A 22,657-nucleotide genomic window follows, 5' to 3' on the forward strand; every position below is an offset into this window, starting at 1 on the left:
CCCGTTCTTCATCCTATCGGAGGACAGCCAGCCGGCCAGATGTTCGAACATCGCCGCCACATCTCAGGTGGCCACCGCTTCCGCGATTACTTCATGTTCGTTCCCTGACGCATGCCGGACATCGCTCATGGAACACGGTCGGCGAGCGCGGCCGAGTATCCCGCTTGCCGGCCAGCGAGCGCCCTGACCGGCCGCCTTATCGTACCGGCCGAGGCTTAGCTGGCCCGCAACCGGTACGACACTTGCCGGCCTGGCCGGTCGCCGCCGTCAAGCAGCCGGCCGGATGTTTTGGTTCACCCGGAAGAGGTTGTTTGGGTCGTATTTCTTCTTCAGCGTAGCCAGGCGCTCATAGTTGTCGCCATAAGCCGCCTTGAGCCTTGCATCGCCCTCGTCATCCATCATGAAGTTCAGGTAGGCGCCACCCAGGTCGAACGGATGCACGGCCTCCCAGTAGGCCTTGGTCCAGCGCGTCACCGGCCCCGCTTTCTGTGGGTCCGGATCGATCCCGGCGATGACCATCGACCAGGTCGCATCGCGATAATTCCAGGGTGTCTCGTCTTTGCCGACGCGATGGACCGCACCATCGATCGGATAGAGGTGCATGAGCGATAGCTCGCTCGGCGTCTTCGCCGCCTGCTCGAGATGGGCGTCGATCGCCTCGTCGGACAGCGTCTTGACGAAATCGCCCCGCCAGTACCACTGCATTCCCTTCGGGTAGAGCCCATCGAACATGCTCTGCACCGCGGGATAGGACATCGTTCCCATCCAGTTGAACCAGGGCGCGGGCAGCGCATCGAGCAGCGGGGCCAGCGCCTCTCTGCCCTTTTCCTCCGGGCCGTTGTAGCAGCACATCAGCAGACACATCCGCTTTCCCCAAAACTCTTCCGGGAAGGGTGCGCTCGAGAGGACGGTCTTGAGCCCGAGAAAGATCCCGAGTTCTTCGGGCGCGTTCGGCAGGAACTCGCGATAATGCTGCATGATGGTGCGGGCGTGGCGCTGATCCCATGCGATCGGCCCCGCAAAGACCATGCTGACCTGGTGGAGCTTGAACACAAAGCTGGTGACGATGCCGAAATTGCCGCCGCCGCCGCGAAGCGCCCAGAACAGGTTGGGGTTCCGCTCCTTGCTGGCGGTGACGAAGCTTCCATCGGCAAGCACGACATCGGCCTCGATCAGATTGTCGATGGTCAGGCCATATTTGCGCGTCAGATAGCCATGGCCGCCGCTCAGCGTCAGTCCGGCGACCCCGGTGGTCGAGATGATGCCCGCCGGTACGGCCAGGCCAAAGGCATGGGTGGCATGGTCGAGGTCGCCCTGAGTGCAGCCCGGGCCTACCCGCGCCGTGCGGGCATCCGGATCGACGCGCACGCCGTTCATCGCCGACAGGTCGATCACCAGACCGTCGTCGCAGCTCCCCAATCCTGGTCCGTTATGGCCGCCGCCACGTACCGCAACCAGCAAATTGTTGTCGCGGCCGAAATTCACCGCTGTGATTACGTCGGCGACGTCGACACAGCGGGCGATCATCAGCGGCCGCTTGTCGATCATGCCGTTGTAGAGCTTGCGGGCCTCGTCATAGCGGGCGTCGCCGGCGCGGATGACTTCGCCTCGCAGGCTTGCTGCGAATTTGGTGATGTCTTCATCGTTCATGACATTCCTCCCTGTTATTGGACCTGTCGGCCGGCCGATGAAACGCTAATCCCGCCCGCTGTTCCCGCAAATGTCACATCGTCCATTTCTGTTGCCCGATCGTTCAGAGTAGGATTAGACCGGATGGATAGTTGCTCGGGCGGCCATATTGCCGGATAGTTCGAGATGCCTGGCGGAAAAACTCGTTGTCAAAGGGAGTAGCCGATCGTTTCCGGAGGTGTAGTGCATGGATGTCCTTTCCGATGTGCTCCGAGCCGTTCGCCTCACCGGTGCGATCTATTTCGACGTCGACGCCAGCTCTCCCTGGGTTGGCGAGTCGCCGGGCACGGCCGACATTGCCGCCGCCGTCATGCCGGAGGCAGAGCACATCATTTCTTTTCATGCCGTGATGTCGGGCTCGTGCTGGGCCGCGCTGGGAGACGATTCGGTGCCGCCGGTGCTCGTCAACGCCGGTGATGTCGTTGTCTTCCCCGGTGGTGTTCCGAACGTGTTGAGCTCCTCGCCGGGGGCGCGGGGCGAACCCAATATGGCGATGTATTATCGGCCGATAGACGAGAGCCTGCCGTTCGCGGTGATCCATGGTGGCGGCGGAGACGAGCGGACCCGGTTCATTTGCGGGTATCTTGGCTGCGATGCACGTCCCTTCAATCCTCTCCTGGCCGCATTGCCGGCCATCCTGTGTGCCCGCAAGCCCGCCGATGGAAGCAGTTGGGTTATCGACCTTTTTCGGCTGGCGCTGGCCGAAGGTGGCAGTGGGCGGGCGGGCTGTGAAACGATACTCGCCAAGCTGAGCGAGCTGATGTTTGTCGAGATCATCCGCCGCCATCTCGAGACCCTCCCCGACGATTCGCGCGGCTGGCTGTCAGGCCTACGGGATCCACATGTCGGCGAGGCGCTCCGGCTCATCCACGCTCGCCCCAGGGAGGAATGGACATTGGACCGGCTCGCCCGCGAAGTAGGGCTCTCGCGCACGGCGTTTGCGAGCCGCTTTACCCACTATGTCGAGGTCTCGCCCATGCACTATCTTGCTCGCTGGCGTCTGCAACTGGCAGGACGCTTGCTCGAACGGCCCGAAATGAGCATCGCGCAAGCGGGTGCCGAGGTCGGCTACGAGTCGGAAGCCGCCTTCAATCGCGCCTTCAAAAAGTTCGTCGGCATTCCACCTGGCACCTGGCGAAAGGACGGTCGGCGTTGCTCGAGGCTCAGAGATTGCCCGCTGGCGTCGTGCAATAGGAAAGAACTGGCAGGGCGTTGACGCTTCGGTCTGCGTGCAGCGTCCCAATGCCCGAAAGCCCCTGGCACAAAGCGGTAGACGATGACCGGCCGCCGCGACGCTTTCGGCGAGGCGTTTCAGGCTTCGCGCCTCAATCCTTCGCGCGCTCGACATAGGCGCCATCGGCCGTCATCACCACCACGCGGGTGCCGGCGCTGATGTGTGGCGGTACCAGGGTGCGCACACCGTTGGACAGCGTTGCCGGTTTATACGACGAGGACGCCGTCTGGCCCTTGGTCACCGGCTCGGTCTCGACCACCTCGAAGGTGGCGCGCTGCGGCAGTACCAGCGAGATGGCGATGCTGTTGTATTGCGAGATCTGCACCGGCATGCCTTCCACCAGATAAGGCGCCATGTCGCCGACCACGCTTTCCGGCACCGCGACCTGGTCGTAAGTCTCCGGATTCATGAAGTGAAAGCCTTCGCCGTCACGGTAGAGGAACGTGTGCTCGCGCTCCTCGACATAGGCGCGCTCGACCTGCTCGGTGGTGCGGTAACGCTCGGAAACCTTTACCCCGTCGGAGATACGCCGCATGTCGAGCTGGGTGACCGGCGTACCCTTGCCAGGATGAATGTTTTCGGCAAAGAGGATCACATAAAGCTTGCCGTCCTTTTCGACGACGTTGCCTTTGCGTAAGGAGCTGGCGATGACCTTCACGGGTTTCCATCCTGATAAAATTTGTTGGCGCAAATCGGCTGGAGAGGCCGTTGCGTGCGGCCTAGCGCATCTTGGCCGCAATCGCCAGCCCTCTGTGCAATTCCCCTGAAGCCGATGACCGCCGCCTCGCCGTGGTGGACGCCGCATGTCCACGCCGACCGCCGGCCGCGGCTGATCCTGCGCAATGCCATTGCCGCCGGGATGCGCGACTGGTTCGCCCGCCGCGACTTCGTCGAGGTGGAGACATCGGCCCTGCAGGTCTCGCCCGGCAATGAAGCGCACCTGTCGGCCTTTGCCACCGAGGCGATCGGGCCGGACGGGCAGCGCCAGCCGCTCTACCTCCACACGTCGCCGGAATTCGCCTGTAAGAAGCTGCTTGCCGCCGGCGAGGAGCGCATCTTCAGCCTCGGGGCTGTCTGGCGCAACCGCGAGCGCGGCCCCTTGCACCATCCTGAGTTCACCATGCTCGAATGGTACCGCGTCGGCGAGACCTATGAGAGCCTGATGCGCGATTGCGCCGAGCTCGTAGCGCTGGCGGCCGAACGGGCCGGAGCGAAGCGTTTTAGCTTCCGCGGCCGTGAAGCCGATCCGTTCGCCGAGCCGGAACGGTTGAGCGTCGCCGAAGCCTTCATGCGCCATGCCGGCATCGATCTGCTGGCGACGGTTGCAGCCGACGGCAGCACCGACCGCGCGGGGTTGCATGCCGCCCTGGTCCAGGCCGGATTGCGGACCGCGCCCGACGACAATTGGGCCGACCTGTTCAGCCGGGTGATGGTCGAAAAAATCGAGCCGGCGCTGGGGCAGGGGCGCAACACCATTCTTTTCGGATATCCGATCTCGGAGGCGGCATTGGCCCGGCCGAGCGCCGACAATCCGCGCACTGCCGAGCGCTTCGAGCTCTATTGCTGCGGCGTCGAACTCGCCAACGCCTTTGGCGAGTTGACCGATCCGGCCGAGCAGCGCCGGCGCTTTGCCGCCGAAATGGATGAGAAGCAGCGTGTCTATGGCGAACGCTATCCGATCGACGAGGACTTCCTCGCCGCGCTCGCCATCATGCCGCAGGCGAGCGGCGCCGCGCTCGGCTTCGACCGGCTGGTGATGCTCGCCACCGGCGCGCTCAGGATCGAGGACGTGATCTGGACACCGGTGGCCGCTTCCTGAGGGATTGTCGATCTCGCTCGCCGTTCATCCGCCTGCGGCCTGCGGTTCTGTTTCGGCGCTTGATGCACCCGGTTTGCCCGCTTCTCCCATTGCAGAAGCGGCATCGGGACAATAGATGGGGCAGCAGCGGCTGCCCTTCAGCCGGCCGGAAATAACAGGATCATGCGCATGACCGATACGCTCGACGCAGCGAAACTGACCGATCGCGTCGCGGCCCTGGTCGAGGCTGCCAAACGGGCCGGCGCCGATGCCGCCGATGCCGTTGCGGTACGCGGCCGCTCGACCGGCGTGTCGGTGCGGCTTGGCAAGGTCGAAGGCACAGAGGCGTCCGAGAGCGAGGACGTCTCGCTGCGCGTCTTCGTCGGCAAGCGGGTAGCGAGCGTTTCGGCAACGGCGGCATCCGACCCCAATATGCTGGCCGAGCGCGCGGTCGCCATGGCCAAGGTGTCCCCCGAGGATCCCTATCAGGGCCTCGCCGACCCGGCCTTGCTGGTCAAGAAACCGCGCGACCTCGATCTGTTCGACGCCACGGAGGTATCGGCGGACCAGTTGAAGGAAGCAGCGCTTGCCGCCGAAGCGGCGGCGCTTGCCGTCAAGGGCGTCACCAATTCGGCCGGCAGTGGCGCCAGTGCCGGGCTCGGCGGCCTGGTGCTCGCCACCTCGCACGGCTTCGTCGGCCATTACGTCGCCTCGCGTTTTTCACGCTCGACCAGCGTGATCGCCGGCGAGGGCACCGGCATGGAGCGCGACTACGAATTCTCCTCGCGCCAGCATTTTTCCGATCTCGACGCGCCGGAAGACATCGGCCGCAAGGCCGGTGAGCGCGCCGTACGCCGCATTGGCGCGCGCAAGGCGGCGACCGGGCCTGTCGACGTGGTGTTCGATCCGCGTGTGGCGCGCGGCATTGCCGGCCACCTTGCCGGTGCCATCAATGGCGCCGCGGTCGCGCGCAAGACCAGCTTTCTCCGCGACATGATGGGCAAGAAGGTGGCTTCGGCCGCAATCACCGTCACCGACGAGCCGCTCCGGCGCCGTGGACAGGCCTCGCGCCCGTTCGACGGCGAAGGCGTCGAGGGCGAAAAACTGTTCATGGTCGACAAGGGCGTGCTCAACCACTGGTTCCTGTCGACTTCGGCGGCTCGGGAACTCGGCCTCGTCACCAATGGGCGCGGCTCGCGCAGCGGCTCGTCGGTCTCGCCGTCGTCGACCAATCTCGCCATCGAGCCCGGGGAAAATACGCCGGAAGAGCTGATCAAGTCGCTCAAGACCGGCTTCTACGTCACCGAAGTGTTCGGCCAGGGCGTCGACATGGTGACGGGCGAATATAGCCGCGGCGCTTCCGGCTTCTGGATCGAAAATGGCGAGCTGGCCTATCCCGTCGCCGAGGTGACCATCGCCTCCAATCTGAAGACGATGTTCCTCAACATGGTTCCGGCGAGCGATCTCGACCGCAATTTCGGCACCGCCGCACCCACGCTTTTGATCGAAGGAATGACCCTTGCCGGAGCTTGACCCGGCCGTCACGGCCGGCGCTACTGAAGACCTGGAGCTGCTGCGCGACGCCGCCCGCGAGGCGGGGCTCATCGCCATGCAGTACTTCAACAACAATCCGCAGGTGTGGATGAAGGGCGGCACCTCGCCGGTCAGCGAAGCCGATCACGCCGCCGACAAATATCTGCGCGAGACCTTGCTGGCGGCCCGGCCGGACTATGGCTGGTTGTCGGAGGAAACCGTCGACGACCCGATAAGACTTATCGCGCGCCGCACCTTTGTCGTCGATCCGATCGACGGCACGCGCGGCTTCCTCGAAGGCCTGCCGACATGGTGCGTCAGCGTCGCGGTGGTCGAGAACGGCCGCACGCTTGCCGGCGTGCTCGACTGCCCGGCGAAGGGCGAAATCTATTGGGCGCTGCCGGGCGAGGGCGCGTTCCTGAACGGCAGGCGCATCAGCGTGCGTCCGCCGTCGGAAACGGCCGAAATCGCCGGACCGAAGGCGATGATCGACCTGATGCCGGCGAAATGGCACAAACGGCTGAAGCGCGTGCTCTATATTCCTTCGCTCGCCTACCGGCTGGCGATGATCGCCGGCGGCCAGCTCGATGCCACCTTCGTCAAGGCCAACGCGCATGACTGGGACATCGCCGCGGCCGATCTCATCCTGCGCGAGGCAGGCGGCGCCTTGCTCGATCGGCATGGCCGCGCGCCGCTCTATGCCGGCGAAGTGATCCGTCACGGACCGCTCGCCGCCGGCAGCGGCGAACTCCTCGCCGTGCTCGCCGGCGTCATCGCCGGGCTTGACAATTGACCACTATCAATAGTTCCAAAGTCGGCGGCTTTGGTCTAGACCTGTCCCAAACTCACGATATGTGAAGGATCGACATGGCCGCTGAAGACGGAAAGAAACAGCTTTTGCACCTGGTGTTCGGCGGCGAACTCAAGAAGCTGGGCGGCGCCGAATTCCGCGATCTCGACGCGCTCGATATTGTCGGCATCTATCCGGACTATCAATCGGCGCACGCCGTCTGGAAGGCCAAGGCGCAAGCTAGCGTCGACAATGCCCATATGCGCTATTTCGTCGTTCACCTGCACCGCCTGCTCGACCCCGAAAACAAGGCTGTCGGTTGACATCGATGAACCATGAAGCGGTCAAGCGATCAGCCCCGCGGTCGGCGGTCAGACGTCGCAAGCCGAAGACGTTCTGGCGCAAGATCCGCGAACCGCTGGCGCAGTCGCGATTCGTCAAGAATGCGCTTGCCGCGCTGTTTGCGTATTTCGTCCGCCTTGTCCGCTTGACCAACCGCATGGTCGACGGATCGGCCAAGTTTTCCGGCGGCGCCTATGCGCAGCTCGAGCCTGGTATCATCGCGCTCTGGCACGGCCAGCACCTGCTGACCCCGGCTTACTATCCCAAGGGACGGCCGCTGGTTGCCATGGTATCGCGCAGCGCCGATGCCGAGCTCAACGCGCTGATGGTCGAGAAATTCGGCATCGAGGCGGTGCGCGGCTCTGGCGGGCGCGAAAGCGCAAGGCATCTCGACAAGGGCGGGGCCAAGGCGCTCATCGCCCTCAAAAAGTCGCTCGCCACCGGCAAGAATGTCGCCATGATTGCTGATATTCCCCACGGCACGCCGCGCGATGCGGGGCTCGGCGTCGTCCTTCTGGCGCGGCTGTCAGGCCGGCCGATCCTGCCTGCCGCGATAGCCACCAGTCGCCGCAAGGTGATCGAGGGCAGCTGGGACAAGACGACGATCAACTTGCCCTTCGGCCGCTCCTCGATTGTCGTCGGCACGCCTGTCTTCGTGCCGGCCAACGCCGACGCCGCGGAAATGGAACGCAAGCGCCAGGAGGTCACGGCCTCGCTCAATGCCGCGACCGCCGAGGCCTATCGCCTTGTGGACGGTTCGAAATGAGTATGCGCTGGGCCCGCGCCTTCCTGACGGCCTACCGCTTCGCCGGGGCCGCCGCTTACCCGCTGGTCGGACCTTACGTCGCCTGGCGCACTTCCAGAGGCAAGGAGGACCGCATTCGCCGGCGTGAACGCTACGGCGTCGCCGGACGCGAGCGTCCCGAAGGCCCGGTGATCTGGATCCATGCAGCCAGCGTCGGCGAGACCATCGCCGTCGTGCCGCTGGTCGAGAGCATTCTCGATTACGGCGTCAACATCGTGCTGACGACGGGCACGGTAACCTCGGCGCAGGTCGCCGAAAAACGGCTGGGCGACCGCATCATCCACCAATATGTGCCGCTCGACCTCAAGCCGGCGGTCAGCCGCTTCCTCGACCATTGGCAGCCGGACCTGGCGATCATCGCCGAATCGGAGATCTGGCCGATGACCATCCTGGAACTCGGCGCCCGCCGCGTGCCGCAGGTTCTGGTCAACGGCAGGCTGTCCGACCGCTCCTTCAAGTCCTGGAAGAAGCGCGCCAACATTGCCGAAGCATTGTTCGAAAATCTTGCCCATGTCGTCGCCCAGTCGGATCTCGATGGCGAGCGGTTCCTGTCGCTCGGCGCCCGGCCGGTCACCGTATCCGGCAATCTCAAGGTCGACACCGCGCCGCCGCCGGCCGACGAGCGGGCGTTGGCGGCGCTGAAACGCCAGATCGGCGGTCGCCCGACCTGGGCGGCGACCTCGACCCATGACGGCGAAGAGGCGGTCGCCGCCGAAGTTCACGCCATGCTGCACAAGCGCCACCACGGGCTTTTGACGATCATCGTGCCGCGCCATCCCGATCGCGCCGGGCAGCTGGCCGCCCAGATTTCCGGCATGGGCCTGAAGCTGGCGCAGCGCAGCAAGGGCGACAGGATCACCGCCGACACCGATATTCTGCTCGGCGACACGATCGGCGAGATGGGGCTTTATCTGAGGCTGACGGAAATCGCCTTTGTCGGCCGTTCGCTGACTTCCGAGGGCGGCCAGAACCCGCTGGAACCAGCCATGCTGGAGACAGCGGTGCTTGCCGGCCGCAACGTCCAGAATTTTCGCGAGGCCTATCAGCGCCTGCTCGATAGCGGCGGCGCCAAGCTGGTGCGCGACCGCGATATGCTGGCCGGCGCCGTTAATTTCCTTTTGACCAACGAGGCGGCCCGCCATGAGATGATGGCGGCGGGTGCGGCGACGGTCGACGAGATGCGCGGTGCGCTGGCGCATACGCTCAGGTCGCTCGAGCCCTATATCCAGCCGCTGGTCGTCAAGTCGCGCCTGAAGGGCGCGAACGGGCGCTGACGTGACCTCGGAAGCGCCACCCTTCTGGTGGGAAGAGCCGGACTGGCGTGTCACGGCGCTGTCGCCGCTTTCCGCCGTCTATGCGCTTGTCGCCGGTCGCCGCATGCGGCACGCGCCGCGCGAAAAGGTCGAGGCGCCGGTGCTCTGCGTCGGCAACTTCACCGTCGGCGGCACCGGCAAGACGCCGGTGGCGATCGCGCTGGCCGAGCAGGCCAGGCGCATGCAGCTCAATCCGGGTTTCCTGTCGCGCGGCCATGGCGGCTCCTTCGCGCAGCCGCATATCGTCGATCCGCACCACGACGCCGCCAAGCATGTCGGCGACGAGCCGCTGCTTCTGGCCGAACACGCGCCGGTCGCGGTGACGCCGAACCGGGCCGCGGGCGCCAGGCTTCTGCTGGAGAAGCTCGGCTGCGATTTCTTGATCATGGATGACGGTTTTCAGAGCGCGCGCATCCACATCGACTATGCGCTGGTCGTTGTCGATGCGCGCCATGGCATCGGCAATGGCCGCGTCATCCCCGGCGGGCCTCTGCGGGCAAAGATCGTCGACCAACTGGTCTTCACCAGCGCCTTGCTGAAGATGGGCGAGGGCACCGCGGCCGACACGGTCGTGCGCCAGGCAGCGCGCGCCGGCAGGCCGATCTTCGAGGCGCACACTGCCCCGAGCAGCAAGGTGACGCTGGCCGGCAGGCGTTTCCTGGCGTTCGCCGGCATCGGTCATCCCGATAAGTTTTTCGACACTGTCCGCGAGGCCGGCGGCGAGCTTGCGCTGACCAAATCGTTTCCTGACCATCATTTCTATGGCGAGGACGAGCTTGCCGAATTGGCGGCGACGGCACGTAAAGCCGGGCTTGGCCTCATTACCACCGCCAAGGACGCTGCCCGCCTGCGTCACGGCGCAGCACCGCCGGAATTCCTCGACGGGCTCGATGTGCTGGAGATCGACACCGTCTTCGAGCTCGACCATGTGCCGCAACGCATCATGGACGAGACGCTGGATGCCTGGCGGCAGCGCCGGCTTAAAGGCTGACCAGAAGCTTGAGCACCGAGGCAATGCGGGACTGGAATTTGCAGCTTTCCGCCGGTCGAACGTATTTTGTTCTTGCTTTGTGCCGGCAGCTATGCTAGTAATTTAGCTATGGTGATGATTCGCCGGTGACCCGCCCTCGAGCCTGAGGCGGGTTTTTTATTTCAAGATAGCCTCTAAGGTTTCGGTGTTGCCGGCCTGACGCCGCGGCAGAGGGCGCAGGATCGCAACGGGGCGACTTCCATTTGCGCTGGACTAGCGTCGGCGGCGCAGTTCCGGATGCGCTTCGATCTCGCGGCGCAGCGAGGCGGCGGCATTCACATAGGGTTCCTGCCTGGCGACACTCCAGTATTTGAGCTCGTCGAGCGGGATGCTCTCGCCGGTCACCGCGCAGCGCACGAAGGCGCCGGGGCTGGTCACCTGGAAGTCGCCGTCGAGATAGCGGATGCGGGCTTCCTTGCCGCCGGGTCCTTCGAAACGGTTCATCATGGGGTGGTGCCGAAATTCATGACGATGTCATCGCCACAAATTGCGGCGAGGTCAAGCTCGGTTGGCCTTGCCTGGTTCTGTTTCTGGTGGCACTTGCTCGAACAAGCCGGCAAACCGGATGCCAATGCATGTCGCGCAAAAGTGTGCAGCGGTTTTGCGCGACATGCATAAACACAAGAACCTGAAGCGCGTCGCATGAGGCCGGTCGAACGCAACGCGCCTTAGGCATCTCATTCTTCGGCGATGATAAACTCTTCGATCTTCTCCGCTGCTAGTCCTGCCTGGACCGCGATGCGCCGGGCGAGTTCGGCGGCGGCGGCGCGCGGGCGCCCCAGCGGCCGGTCGAGCCAGTAAGATATCGGGCTGAGCGCACTGCGCTCGTCTACGGCGACGATGCGGCCCGATTTCAATTGGTCCACCGTCAACGGCGGACGTGCCAGCGCAATACCGAGCCCGTGCGCGGCGGCGTCGAGCACGAGGTTGTAGTCCTCGAAACGGCGGTCGTGCGGCCGCGGCCGATAGTCCATCTCCTGCGCCGCAAACCAGGCGCGCCACGCCGAAGCGTCGGAATCATTGATAACCGGATAGTTGAGTAGCCGGGCGGGATCTCCGCGACCGATCTGCCTGGCCAGTCCCGGCGAGGCGACCGGGAACACATATTCTTCGAAAAGCTGCACCGAGATCCGGCCCGGAATGCGACCGCGCCCGCAGCGGATCGACAGGTCGATGCCCTCGTCGGCAAGATCGCCTTGGCGGATGTCGACGTCGAGCACGATACGCAGCTTGGACGGGTGGTTCTCCAGCGCCGCCATGCGCGGCATCAGCCACAGCCCGCTGACCGAAGGGATCGAGGTCAGCCGCACCACCGCCGTGCCGCGCGGCTCGACCCAACGGTCCGAATTGCTGGCGATCAGGGCAAAGGCTTCGGTGGTGCGCAGATGCAGGCGATTGCCTTCGACGGTCAGAGAGACGCCGCGGGCGCCGCGATCGAAGACTTTCAGCCCAAGCCAGCCCTCGAGCTTGGCGATCTGCCGGCTGACGGCGCCGTGGGTGATGTTGAGCTTCTCGGCCGCCGCCGAAAAGCTGCCGGTCCGAGCCGCGGCGTCGAAGGCGCGCAGCGTTTCGAGCGGCAGCATCGGGTCTAAGCTGTGATCCATAGTCACAGGTGATCCTCGATTTGTTCGTTTGTCAACCGACCCGCAATAGCGTTTCTCTACTTCATGGCATTGGATCGCGAGGACACCCAGATGAGCGCTTACACCGGCACGTTGAATACGACACAGCGCATGGATGCCACGGCTGCCATCGCGGTGGCGCTGACGGTGGTCGGCTGGGCCTCCGCCTTTCCGGCGATCCGCGCCGGCCTTGCCGCTTTCGGGCCGCTGGAACTTGGCGCGCTGCGCTTTGCCATCGCCGCGGTTCCGGCGGCGATCTTCCTCGCGGTCAAGCGGCCGGCGCTGCCCAGGCTCGATGAACTCTGGCGCTTTGTCTTCAGTGGTGCCGTCTTCGTCGCACTCTACACGGTGATGCTCAATTTCGGCGAGCTGACCGTTTCGGCCGGTGCGGCCGGCTTCATCATCAATGTCAGCCCGATCTTCACCGCCATCATGGCCATGGCGCTGCTCGGCGAACGCTTCTCGGGCCTGGCCTGGGCCGGCACATTCCTGTCCTTCGCCGGTATCGGGATCATCGCCATGGGCGAGGGGCAAGGGCTGCATTTCAACAATGGTGCGCTGCTTGTCCTCGGCTCGGCGCTGTGCTCGGCCGTCAACACCATCGTCCAGAAGCCGCTGTTTGCCCGCCATCACCCGCTGACCATCTCGGCCTCGAACATGGTGCTTGGCGCGCTCTGCCTGTCGCCGTTCCTGCCGAGCGGTCTGGCGCAAGCGGCGGTCGCCGACACCGCCGGGCTCGGCGCCGTCATCTTTCTCGGCATCGTGCCCAGCCTCATCGCCTATGCCGCATGGGCAACAGCGCTGTCCCGGCTGCCCGCGGCGCGCGCCTCGAACTTCCTCTATCTGGTGTCGCCGATGGCGACGCTGATCGGCTTCTTCTGGCTGGGCGAGGTGCCGACGCTGCTCGGCATCCTCGGCGGCGCACTGGCGCTCGGCGGCGTCATTGTGGTGAATTTGAAGAGATGAGCAAAGGGTTTGGGGCTGTGCCTGACTCGAAAAGAGCCGCTGTACAGCGGCTCTTTTCGTACCCCCACCCCGCTGCTTCGCAGCGACCCTCCCCACAAGGGGGAGGGTAAGCTCCTCGCGAGGCGTCGGCGGGTAGGCTCCCTACCTCCCCCTTGTGGGGAGGTCGGACCGAAGGTCCGGGTGGGGGCTGCGCCCTGCGAGTTTCTTATCGCCGCCCGAACAATCTCTCGATATCCGCGAGCTTGAGCTCGATATAGGTCGGGCGGCCGTGGTTGCAGGTGCCGGAGCCCGGCGTCGCCTCCATCTGCCGCAGCAGCGCATTCATCTCTTCCGGTTTGAGCAGCCGGCCGGAGCGCACCGAGCCGTGGCAGGCCATGGTCGCGGCTATCCTGTCCAGCCGCTCCTTCAGCGTGTCGACCGTGTCGTTGTCGGCGATCTCGTCGGCGAGATCGCGCACCAGCTGCTGGACGTTGGTCTCGCCGAGCATCGACGGCGTCTCGCGCACCGCGACGGCACCGGGGCCGAAGCGCTCGATGCCGAGGCCGAAGCGGGCCAGCGTCTCGGAATGCCTGGCAAGCCGCTCGGCATCCTCTTCCGACAGATCGACAATCTCGGGCAACAGCAGCATCTGCGACGGCACCGCGCGTGAGTGGAGGGCGTTCTTCAAGGCCTCGTAGACCAGCCGCTCATGCGCCGCATGCTGGTCGACGATGACAAGCGAATCCCTGGTCTGGGCGACGATATAATTCTCGTGCACTTGCGCGCGCGCCGCGCCCAGCGCCGTGCCGAGCAGCGTTTCCGCCGCTTCGTTTTGCCCGGCGCGCGCATCGGCGCTGTGCAGCGGCCCCGCGTCGAAGGCCGCCTGCTCGTCCTCGCCGAACCCGTCGCCCATATCAAGCGGCCGCTGCGGCGAACGGGCAGGATCGAACCCGGAAAAGCCCGATGCCCGATAGGCGGCCTCGTAGCTGCGGTGACCGTTGGCGGGGCCACCATGCGCAGAGGATGCCGCGCCTGGCCGGAACGCCGCCATCATGCCGGCGGCCCCGGTGGTGGCGGCGCGGATGCCGGCATTGGCCAGCGCTTCGCGGATAGCGCCGACGATCAGCCCGCGCACCAGCCCCGGGTCGCGGAAGCGCACGTCTGCCTTGGCCGGGTGGACATTGACGTCGACGATCGCCGGATCGAGCGTCAGGAACAGCACGCTGACGGCATGGCGGTCGCGCGGCAGCACGTCGGCGAAGGCGCCGCGAATGGCGCCGGCGATCAGTTTGTCACGCACCGGGCGGCCGTTGACATAAGCGTATTGCTGCAGCGCGTTGGCGCGGGTGAAGGAGGGGACCGAGACATGGCCGGCGAGATGCACGCCGTCCCGCATCGCGTCGATGGCGATCGCATTGTCGGGAAAGTCGACGCCCATCACCTGCGCCACCCGGCGCAACCGGCCTTCCGGGCTGTCGTCGGTCGCCGGCAGTTCCAGCGTCGAGCGGTCCGGGCCGGCCAGGGTGAAGCGCACGGCGGGGAAGGCGATGGCGATGCGCTTGACCACGTCGCCGATGGCCGAGCTTTCGGCGCGCTCACCCTTCATGAATTTGAGCCTGGCGGGTGTGGCGAAGAACAGGTCGCGCACCTCGACCGTGGTTCCGCGATTGGCCGCCGCCGGCCTGACCGCGGAGACGCGGCCGCCGTCGATGCCGATCTCGGCGGCGTTTTCACTGGACGCGGTGCGCGAGCGGATCGACAGCCGCGCCACCGAGCCGATTGACGGCAAGGCCTCGCCGCGAAAGCCGAGCGAGCGGATGTCGTGAATGTCGTCGGCGAGCTTGGAGGTGCAATGGCGCGCAATCGCCAGCGCCAGTTCCTTTTCCGGAATGCCCGAGCCGTCGTCGCTGACGCGGATCAGGTTCAGCCCGCCGCCGGCGGTCACGATCTCGACACGGCTTGCACCGGCATCGAGCGCGTTCTCGACCAGTTCCTTGACCACGCTTGCCGGACGCTCGATGACTTCGCCGGCGGCGATCTGGTTGATCATCGTTTCGGAAAGCTGGCGGATCGGCATGGGGCACTATAGGCGGATTCGTGGTCGATGCGGGAGGGCGGAATTGAGGAAATCCACGCAGCCGACTGCGGCCGTGCACTTCAACTCATGAGCTTGGGCAGCGCTGCCGACAGTGCATCGACGGCAAGGCGGACTTTCATCGGCAGATGAGGCGTCTGCAACCACAGGGCATGAACGTCGTAGAGAAACCGGGATTGTTCCGGCAACAGCGGGACAAGTGCGCCCGCCTGGATGCGCTGGCGAACCATCCAGTATGGCAGCCACGCGAGGCCCATGCCGGCGGCCGCGGCATCGGCGATGGCATCGAGGTCGTCGAGCCGCAATCTGCTGACTGGCCTGACCTCAATCGCGGGGTGGCCATTGCGCGGAAACAGCCACGGCTGAACGGCACGCCCGGAACGGCGGTAGATGATCGCCTGATGGCTGCCGAGGTCATCTATTTCATGTGGCTCGCCGTGCCGGTCGAGATAGGGCGGGGACGCGCAGACGACCATGTGCTGGCGCGCGATGCGACGCGCCATCGCCCCGGTCTGGTCCTCCAGATCGCCCGTTCGGATGGCAAGGTCGCAGCCATCCTCTGCGAGATCGGCGATGGCATCGCTGAACGATAGGTCAAGTTCCAGCGCCGGATATTGCTGCGCAAGGCCGAACAGGATCGGGGCAACGCAGCGCCGGCCGAAATGCACCGGCATCAGGACACGCAGCTTTCCGCGCGGTTCGGCAAGCTGGTCGGCGGCGAGTGCATCGGCGGCCTCCGCTTCGGCAAGCACCAACCGGCAGCGTTCATAATAGGCGCGCCCGAAATCGGTCAGGCTTTGGCGGCGCGTGGTCCGGTTGATGAGGCGCACGCTCAGGCGCTCCTCGAGAAACCGGACATGCTTGCCGACCATCGGCCCGGACAGATCGAGAGCCGCCGCCGCAGCTGCGAACGAGCCCAGGTCGACGGCTTTGACGAACACGGCCATACTCGTAAGGCGATCCATATTCAAAACCTATAGTTTCTACTGATCTACTCAAGCGGCTATTTATCCGCCTGATCGCCGCTGGCATAGCAAATTCAGTTCAAATATTTTGGAGTTATGACCGATGGCACGTGTCGTTCGCTTTCATGAGCTCGGTGGTCCCGAGGTCCTGCGCATCGAGAATGTTGACACGCCTGCGCCCGCGACCGGTGAGATTCAGATCCGCGTCAAGGCGTTGGGTATAAACCGCGCCGAGGCGCTGCTGCGTTCGGGGACCTACATCCAGACCGCGCCGTTGCCCTCCGGTCTTGGGCTCGAGGCGGCGGGTATCGTCGAGATGGTCGGCGAAGGCGTGGACGGGTTTGCGCCTGGCGATGCCGTCAGCATCGTGCCGCCATTATCGATGGCCCGCTGGCCTGCCTATGGTGAGATTGCCACATATCCCGCCGAGCTCGTCGTCAAACATCCACCATCGCTGAGTTGGGAAGAAGCCGCCGCAGCGTGGATGCAATATCTCACCGCCTACGGTGCGCTGATCGACATTGCCAACCTCCAAAGCGAGGACTTTGTTGTCATTACCGCGGCCTCGAGCAGCGTCGGACTTGCCGCGATCCAGATCGCCAACATGATTGGCGCGACCCCGATCGCGGTCACACGGACATCTGCCAAGAAGCGGGCTTTGCTTGAGTTCGGCGCGGCCCACGTCATCGCCTCGGCAGAGGAGGACCTGGAAGCCAGGCTGAAGCGAATCGCCGGCCCGGAGGGCGTGCGCGTGGTGTTCGATGCCGTCGGCGGCGCGATTTTCAAGCCTCTGACGGCAGCGATGGCACGGGGTGGCATTCTCATCGAATATGGCGGCTTGAGCCCCGACCCGACACCCTTTCCGCTACCTGCAGTGCTGGCCAAGACACTGACGCTGCGCGGTTATCTCGTCCACGAGATCGTGCGCGATCCGGTCCGGCTGCAGGCCGCCAAGGCGTTCATCCTTGACGGACTGAGCTCGGGTTCGCTGAAGCCGGCAATCGCCAGAACCTTTCCGTTCGACCAGATCGTCGAGGCGCACCGCTATCTCGAATCGAACGAGCAATTCGGCAAGATCGTCGTGACCGTTTGACCGGGCATTTATCGGCCTCACGCCTGCGCCGCCAGCCAGTCCCGGACCTTGCGGGCGTTGTCGCTGAGTTCGCGGTTCTTCGACCAGATGACATGAAAACCCTTGCCGGTCGTCATCGTGTGGCCGGTGACGCGCACCAGCAGCCCTGATGCCAGCAGCCGCTCGGCGAGGTGACCCCAGCCGAGCGCGATGCCTTGCCCTTCCATGACTGCCTGGATCACCAGCGCATAGTCGTTGATGCGCAAGCCGCGTCCGGCATCGGCGATGTCGACACCGGCCGAGGCGAACCACTCGTCCCAACTGGCGGCCTCGCGAAACGGCTCTTCAAGATGGATAAGGCGGTGCGATTGAAGGTCCGCGACACGCTCCGGCAGCCCGAACCGTGCCACATAACTAACGCCGGCAACGGGGAATATCACCTCATCGGCCAGCGGCAGCGAATGATAATCCGGCCATTCCTTGGGCTCGCCGCCGCGGACGCCGAGCGGGATGTCTTCGGCGATGATGTCGAGATCGCGGTCGGCGGTCTGGATGCGCAGGTCGATGCCCGGCAATTCGTCGCGAAACTGCTGCAGGCGCGGCATCATCCAGAACGAGGCGAAGGCGGTCGAGGCGGCGAGCGTCACATGCGCGCCGACGGCGATCTGGCGCAGATCCTCCGCCGACTTGCGAATGTGCGACAGGCCGAGCGAGACGTCGGCATGGAAGCGGTCGCCGGCCTCGGTCAGGCTGACTTGCCGGTGGCGGCGCTGGAAGAGTTTGGCGCCGAGCTGCTCTTCGAGCCCACGGATCGCATAGGAGACGGCAGCCTGCGTCATGCCGAGCTCGCGCCCGGCGGCGGTAAAGCTCGACAGCCGCCCGGCGGCCTCGAAAACGATCAGGCTGCCGGCCGACGGCAGCAGGTGGCGCAAGCTTCGCATAAGCTGAGCTTATACAAGAGATCAGGATTTTCCAGCGTCACAGCTGCATTTTGTCTGGCTAGATTGGTCACCAACAGGAATATGGAGCCTTCATGAACGCACCGGCCGTTGAAGTGAGCGAACACGCCAACCGCCGCAGCGGTGGCCGCCTGGGGCGCAAGGCGCTGCGGGGCGCACCCATAGCGTCGTTTCCAACCCTGGTCCGCCAGATTCCCGTCTATCAGATGGTTCCGGACGAGGCGGTTGAGCTGATCCACCAGGAGTCGCTCTCCATCCTCGAAGAAGTGGGATGCGAGTTCCGCGACGACGAGGCGATCGCAATGTGGAAGGCGGCGGGCGCCGATGTCTCGGAGACAAGGGTCCGGATCGACCGCGCCCTGCTGATGGAGCTCATCTCGAAGGTCCCGTCGGAGTTCACGCTCAATGCGAGGAATCCCCAGCGTTCCGTACGTGTGGGTGGCAACAACTCCATCTTCGTGCCGATGTACGGGGCGCCTTACGTACGCGACCTCGACAACAACAGGCGCTACGGCACACTCGCCGACCTCAACAATTTCCACAAGCTCGCCTACATGGCGCCGGCGCTGCATTCGTCGAGCTCGATCATCTGCGAGCCGATGGAAATCGCGGTGCCGAAACGTCACCTCCACATCATCCATTCGGCGCTGAAGCACTCCGACAAGCCGTTCATGGGCATCGTGACCTCCAGGGATCGAGCCGAAGACACGATGGCGATGGCAGGCATCGTGTTCGGCGAGGACTATGTCCGCGACAACCCGGTCCTGGTGTCGATCACCAACTGCAATTCGCCGCTGGTGTGGGACGCCACCATGCTGGACGCGATGAAAGTCTATGCGCGCCACAACCAGCCGCTGATCCTCGCCCCCTTCGCCCTTTGCGGCGCCTCGACTTCGGCCTCTGCCGTCGGTGCGGTCGCGCAGGTCAATGCCGAAGCGCTGGCGGGCGTCGCGTTCACACAGCTCCTGCGTCCGGGTTCGCCGCAGATCTACGGACAGTTCATGGTGACGGTCGACATGAAGACCGGCGCTCCCATGGGCGGCACGCCGGAGGCGGCCCAGATGATGTATCTCATGGGCGCGCTGGCGCGGAGGTATCGTCTGCCGTGGCGCACGTCCGGTTTCCATGTCGGCTCGAAGCTGAACGACGCCCAGGCGGGCTACGAGGCGAACATGCTGATGCATGCCGCCATCCTTGCCGGCGCCAACTACATCTGGCACTCTGCCGGTTGGCTCGAGGCCGGCCTGACCTGCGGCTATTCGAAATTTGCCACCGACTGCGAGCAGCTTGTCGGCTGGTACAAATATGCTGGCGGGCTGCCATTCGACGATTTCAAGGAGGCTATGGCGGCTATCCGCGAGGTCGGACCGCAGGGCCATTTCCTCGGCACCCAGCACACGCTTGAACATTTCGAGTCCGCCTTCTTCATACCGAGCATCATGGACTTCAATTCGTTCGAACAGTGGAAGGCGGAAGGAGCAAAGGACCACGACACCCGCGGCCGCGAGAAAGCGCGCAACATGCTCGCCGATTATGAGGAGCCGAAGCTCGATGAGGGCATCGCCGATGGTCTCAAAGATTTGATTGCGCGGCGCGAGGAGAAACTGCCGGACAGCGTTAGTTGATCACGGGCGAAGACCCGATGCGAACCATAAGGGAGGAAAAAATGACACTCTTCAGAAGCAACGGCGATCGCGTACCGAGCGCCATCGAAGCAATGGCCAGCGAGGCGCGCGCCGGTCGCGTCGACCGGCGGGAGTTTCTGGCCCTGGCAAGCGCTTTCGGCGCATCGACGGCCCTTGCCTACGGCATGATTGGACTTGCCGTGCCGGAGCGGGCTTTGGCTGAAGAGCCGAAGAAAGGCGGAACGCTGCACGTTTCGATGTCGGTGAAGGCGCAAAAGGACACGCGCACCTACGACTGGGTGGAACTTGCGAACATTTCACGCTGCTGGCTCGAGCCGCTTGTCCGCTACACCCGCCAGTTCACATTCGAGCCGGTTCTGCTCGAAAGCTGGGAGGTCAACGACGACGCCACCGAATACGTGCTGCATGTGCGCAAGGGCATTACCTGGAACAACGGCGATGCTTTCAACGCCGATGACGTGGCCTACAATCTGACGCGCTGGTGCGAGAAGGCTACCGCCGGCAATTCGATGGCCGCGCGCGTCGGTGCGCTGATCGATGCAAAGACCGGCAAGGCCAGGGAAGGGGCGATCACCAAGGTCGACGACAACACGGTGAAGCTGAAGCTGAACGAACCGGACATCTCGCTGATCCCGAACTTCACCGACTATCCGGCGCTGGTGGTCCATCGCAACTTCGACGCCGACGGCGCCAATCCGATCGAGAAGCCGATTGGCACCGGGCCGTTCGAACTGGTGTCTTATGCGGTCGGCCAGAAAGCGGTCGTCAAGCGTCGTGAGAATGGCAAATGGTGGGGCGGTGAAGCGCTTCTCGACGGCGTCGAATTCATCGACTACGGAACCGATTTCAACGCCTCGATAAATGCGTTCGACTCCGGCGAAATCGATCTCAACTTCGAGACGCCTGCCGACTTCATAGACATCCTCGACAAGATGGGGCTGGTCAAATCGGAGGTCGCGACAGCGACCACGCTCGTCGCCCGGACCAACATCACGAACAAGCCCTATGACGACAAGCGGGTTCGCAACGCTCTCCAGATGGCCGTCGACAACAAAGCGGTGCTCGAACTTGGCTACGCCGGGCGAGGCACTGTTGGTGAAAACCACCACGTCAGCCCGATTCATCCGGAATACTACGCGCTGCCCAAGAAGACACGCGACGCCGCGGGCGCCAAGAAGCTTATGGCCGATGCCGGGCAGGACGACTTCGAGCATGAACTGATCACCGTCGAGGACGATTGGCAAAAGAACACCGGCGACGCTATTGCCGGCCAGCTGCGCGATGCCGGGATCAAAGTGAAGCGCACCGTGCTGCCGGGGTCGACGTTCTGGAACGACTGGACGAAATACCCCTATTCGATGACCATCTGGTACATGCGCCCGCTTGGCGTACAGGTGTTGGCGCTCGGCTATCGCACCGGCGAGGCCTGGAACGAAACCGGCTACTCGAACCCTGATTTCGACGCCAAGCTCAAGCAGGCTCTTTCGCTCATCGACGTGGAAAAGCGCCGCAAGGTCATGAAGGACATCGAGCAGATCCTGCAGGATTCGGGCGTCATCATTCAGCCGTTTTGGCAGAAGCTGTTCAGCCACATGAACGAGAAGGTGAAGAACTACGGTGTCCACCAAACCTTCGAGATGGATCTCCAGGATGTCTGGCTGAACGCCTGAGTTGCCAGCAGAGGACGCGTTGCAGGATTTCATGGACCGCAAGAAAGCCGACGGGCAAGATGCGTGGTACTGATAGCTTCCGTCAGTGAACAATCGGGGACACCCATGAAACTGCCACTTTTTGTTGCCGCGCTTTCGATGGCCTTGCCGGCGGCCGCGTTTGCCGGCCCTGCTACCAACGCCGTGAAGTTCTTTTATGTCCCGTCGGTCAAATTCGAGGCCGATACGCAATATCGCGACCGCTTCACCGCGCCGGTGACGAAACTGTTCGAATTGAACGACAATGCGGCAAAGAACCATCCGGATGAAGTTCCCTGCATCGACTTCGCCCCTGGTCTCGATGCGCAGGACTATGACGAGAAGACCGTGGCCAAGACGCTGACGCTGGCCGAAACGCTGGATGGCGACAGCGCCGAGGTGACGGCGACGTTCAACCTTTTTCCGGAAGGCGATGATTCCAAACGCGAAATGGTCTGGTCGTTGAAGAATATCGACGGCCATTGGAAGATCGCCGACATCACCTCGAAGACCAGCGGCTGGACCCTGAGTGCGCTCGAATGCCTTGCCGGGCAGTCGCCGGAGTGATGCCGTGCTCCGCTGCCGTCCCTGGGTTCTGGCGACTGCGTGCCTGCTGGCCGGATTGAGCAGCGCCGCCGCTCAGGGCCTGTTCGGCGCGCCGCCCGCAAACGCGCCGGCCGACAGTGCGGCACCTCCGCCGGCAGTTTCGCCGCCGGCAGAAGACGCGCCGGCCGCAGCCGTGCAGCCGGGCTCGCCGACTGCGGTAGTGAAGCCGTTCTACGAGCATGCCGGGCTCGAGGTCGATCCGGCTCAGCGGGGCCATTTCACCGACCCGGCAAAGTCGGTGCTCGACAAGAGCGACGCGCTGCGGAAGTCGGGGCAGGGCGAGTGCCTCGATCCCAACATGGCGCTCGACAATTCCGAATACGAAAAGGCGGAGATCGACAACAGCCTGAAGACCATCGAAGCGGTCAAGGGCGACGAGGCCAAGGTCGTCGTCGCTTTTGTCGTCTCCGGCAATCCGCACCGGCTGGAATGGAAGTTCAAAAAAATCGACGGCGACTGGAAGATATCGGACCTGCTCTCGGTGACAGGCGAATGGTCGCTAAGCCAATACCAGTGTGAGTGAGA

At 64.2% G+C, this 22,657-nt stretch carries 21 protein-coding genes; 14 read left to right on the top strand and 7 right to left on the bottom strand.

Annotated features, from left to right (window positions below; genetic code table 11):
* Window positions 1-267: 267 nt before the first annotated feature.
* Window positions 268-1,650, bottom strand: a complete 1,383-nt coding sequence (locus NKJ91_RS20995) for an FAD-binding oxidoreductase (RefSeq protein WP_352457101.1) — start codon at window positions 1,648-1,650, stop codon at window positions 268-270.
* 226 nt (window positions 1,651-1,876) lie between these two features.
* Between NKJ91_RS20995 and NKJ91_RS21000 the strand changes: the two genes are divergently transcribed.
* Window positions 1,877-2,905: an AraC family transcriptional regulator gene (locus NKJ91_RS21000; protein WP_352457102.1), complete on the top strand. Its 1,029-nt coding sequence runs from the start codon at window positions 1,877-1,879 to the stop codon at window positions 2,903-2,905.
* A gap of 109 nt (window positions 2,906-3,014) precedes the next feature.
* On the opposite strand, the gene efp is transcribed toward NKJ91_RS21000, so the two are convergent.
* Window positions 3,015-3,581 carry an elongation factor P gene (gene efp, locus NKJ91_RS21005; protein ID WP_352457103.1) on the bottom strand — a complete coding sequence of 189 codons (567 nt, stop codon included), beginning with the start codon at window positions 3,579-3,581 and terminating at the stop codon, window positions 3,015-3,017.
* Window positions 3,582-3,695: 114 nt separating this feature from the next.
* Here efp and epmA point away from each other — a divergent pair, with 114 nt between their 5' ends.
* The 7 genes from epmA (at window position 3,696) to lpxK (ending at window position 10,495) form a co-directional block, all read left to right on the top strand.
* Window positions 3,696-4,742 carry an EF-P lysine aminoacylase EpmA gene (epmA, locus tag NKJ91_RS21010; protein WP_352457104.1) on the top strand — a complete coding sequence of 349 codons (1,047 nt, stop codon included), beginning with the start codon at window positions 3,696-3,698 and terminating at the stop codon, window positions 4,740-4,742.
* A gap of 168 nt (window positions 4,743-4,910) precedes the next feature.
* A complete protein-coding gene (locus NKJ91_RS21015; protein ID WP_352457105.1) occupies window positions 4,911-6,254 on the top strand; it encodes a TldD/PmbA family protein in 1,344 nt (447 codons plus the stop codon).
* The gene (locus NKJ91_RS21020; protein ID WP_352457106.1) at window positions 6,241-7,047 is read left to right on the top strand and encodes a 3'(2'),5'-bisphosphate nucleotidase CysQ; all 807 of its coding nucleotides are present in this window, start codon (window positions 6,241-6,243) and stop codon (window positions 7,045-7,047) included. Before NKJ91_RS21015 ends, NKJ91_RS21020 begins: the two co-directional genes overlap by 14 nt.
* Before the next feature lie 74 nt (window positions 7,048-7,121).
* A complete protein-coding gene (locus NKJ91_RS21025; RefSeq protein WP_352457107.1) occupies window positions 7,122-7,367 on the top strand; it encodes a DUF4170 domain-containing protein in 246 nt (81 codons plus the stop codon).
* 5 nt (window positions 7,368-7,372) lie between these two features.
* On the top strand, window positions 7,373-8,152 hold the full coding sequence (locus tag NKJ91_RS21030; protein ID WP_023717166.1) for a lysophospholipid acyltransferase family protein: 780 nt from the start codon (window positions 7,373-7,375) through the stop codon (window positions 8,150-8,152).
* Window positions 8,149-9,465: a lipid IV(A) 3-deoxy-D-manno-octulosonic acid transferase gene (waaA, locus tag NKJ91_RS21035; RefSeq protein ID WP_352457108.1), complete on the top strand. Its 1,317-nt coding sequence runs from the start codon at window positions 8,149-8,151 to the stop codon at window positions 9,463-9,465. The genes NKJ91_RS21030 and waaA overlap by 4 nt, the downstream gene beginning before the upstream one ends.
* A 1-nt stretch (window position 9,466) precedes the next feature.
* Window positions 9,467-10,495, top strand: a complete 1,029-nt coding sequence (gene lpxK, locus NKJ91_RS21040; RefSeq protein ID WP_352457109.1) for a tetraacyldisaccharide 4'-kinase — start codon at window positions 9,467-9,469, stop codon at window positions 10,493-10,495.
* Window positions 10,496-10,747: 252 nt separating this feature from the next.
* On the opposite strand, the gene NKJ91_RS21045 is transcribed toward lpxK, so the two are convergent.
* Together NKJ91_RS21045 and NKJ91_RS21050 are read right to left on the bottom strand one after the other, a co-directional pair.
* Window positions 10,748-10,981 carry a DUF2093 domain-containing protein gene (locus NKJ91_RS21045; RefSeq protein WP_031211156.1) on the bottom strand — a complete coding sequence of 78 codons (234 nt, stop codon included), beginning with the start codon at window positions 10,979-10,981 and terminating at the stop codon, window positions 10,748-10,750.
* 230 nt (window positions 10,982-11,211) lie between these two features.
* The gene (locus NKJ91_RS21050) at window positions 11,212-12,138 is read right to left on the bottom strand and encodes a LysR substrate-binding domain-containing protein (RefSeq protein WP_352457110.1); all 927 of its coding nucleotides are present in this window, start codon (window positions 12,136-12,138) and stop codon (window positions 11,212-11,214) included.
* A 90-nt stretch (window positions 12,139-12,228) separates the two neighbouring features.
* Between NKJ91_RS21050 and NKJ91_RS21055 the strand changes: the two genes are divergently transcribed.
* Entirely contained in the window at window positions 12,229-13,122 is an 894-nt protein-coding gene (locus NKJ91_RS21055; protein ID WP_352457111.1) for a DMT family transporter, read from the top strand.
* A 205-nt stretch (window positions 13,123-13,327) separates the two neighbouring features.
* Here NKJ91_RS21055 and mutL read toward each other — a convergent pair whose 3' ends face one another.
* Window positions 13,328-15,178 (bottom strand): DNA mismatch repair endonuclease MutL, encoded by a 1,851-nt coding sequence (gene mutL, locus NKJ91_RS21060; RefSeq protein ID WP_352457112.1) that lies wholly within the window; start codon window positions 15,176-15,178, stop codon window positions 13,328-13,330.
* A gap of 80 nt (window positions 15,179-15,258) precedes the next feature.
* Entirely contained in the window at window positions 15,259-16,161 is a 903-nt protein-coding gene (locus NKJ91_RS21065; RefSeq protein WP_352457113.1) for a LysR family transcriptional regulator, read from the bottom strand.
* A gap of 103 nt (window positions 16,162-16,264) precedes the next feature.
* Between NKJ91_RS21065 and NKJ91_RS21070 the strand changes: the two genes are divergently transcribed.
* Window positions 16,265-17,254 carry a zinc-dependent alcohol dehydrogenase family protein gene (locus NKJ91_RS21070; protein ID WP_352457114.1) on the top strand — a complete coding sequence of 330 codons (990 nt, stop codon included), beginning with the start codon at window positions 16,265-16,267 and terminating at the stop codon, window positions 17,252-17,254.
* A gap of 17 nt (window positions 17,255-17,271) precedes the next feature.
* Here NKJ91_RS21070 and NKJ91_RS21075 read toward each other — a convergent pair whose 3' ends face one another.
* Window positions 17,272-18,174, bottom strand: coding sequence for a LysR substrate-binding domain-containing protein (locus NKJ91_RS21075; protein WP_023674388.1), 903 nt, complete (start codon window positions 18,172-18,174; stop codon window positions 17,272-17,274).
* A gap of 92 nt (window positions 18,175-18,266) precedes the next feature.
* On the opposite strand from NKJ91_RS21075, the gene NKJ91_RS21080 reads away from it, so the two are divergent.
* The 4 genes from NKJ91_RS21080 to NKJ91_RS21095 all read left to right on the top strand — a co-directional run bounded on the left by NKJ91_RS21080 (window position 18,267) and on the right by NKJ91_RS21095 (window position 22,655).
* Entirely contained in the window at window positions 18,267-19,817 is a 1,551-nt protein-coding gene (locus NKJ91_RS21080; RefSeq protein ID WP_352457115.1) for a trimethylamine methyltransferase family protein, read from the top strand.
* Between the two features lie 41 nt (window positions 19,818-19,858).
* Window positions 19,859-21,508 (top strand): ABC transporter substrate-binding protein, encoded by a 1,650-nt coding sequence (locus NKJ91_RS21085; protein ID WP_352457116.1) that lies wholly within the window; start codon window positions 19,859-19,861, stop codon window positions 21,506-21,508.
* A gap of 105 nt (window positions 21,509-21,613) precedes the next feature.
* The gene (locus NKJ91_RS21090) at window positions 21,614-22,093 is read left to right on the top strand and encodes a DUF3828 domain-containing protein (RefSeq protein WP_352457117.1); all 480 of its coding nucleotides are present in this window, start codon (window positions 21,614-21,616) and stop codon (window positions 22,091-22,093) included.
* A gap of 4 nt (window positions 22,094-22,097) precedes the next feature.
* The gene (locus NKJ91_RS21095) at window positions 22,098-22,655 is read left to right on the top strand and encodes a hypothetical protein (protein WP_352457118.1); all 558 of its coding nucleotides are present in this window, start codon (window positions 22,098-22,100) and stop codon (window positions 22,653-22,655) included.
* Window positions 22,656-22,657 lie beyond the last annotated feature (2 nt).

Origin of the sequence: Mesorhizobium sp. M0040 (assembly GCF_040323505.1) — a bacterium.
GTDB lineage: Bacteria > Pseudomonadota > Alphaproteobacteria > Rhizobiales > Rhizobiaceae > Mesorhizobium.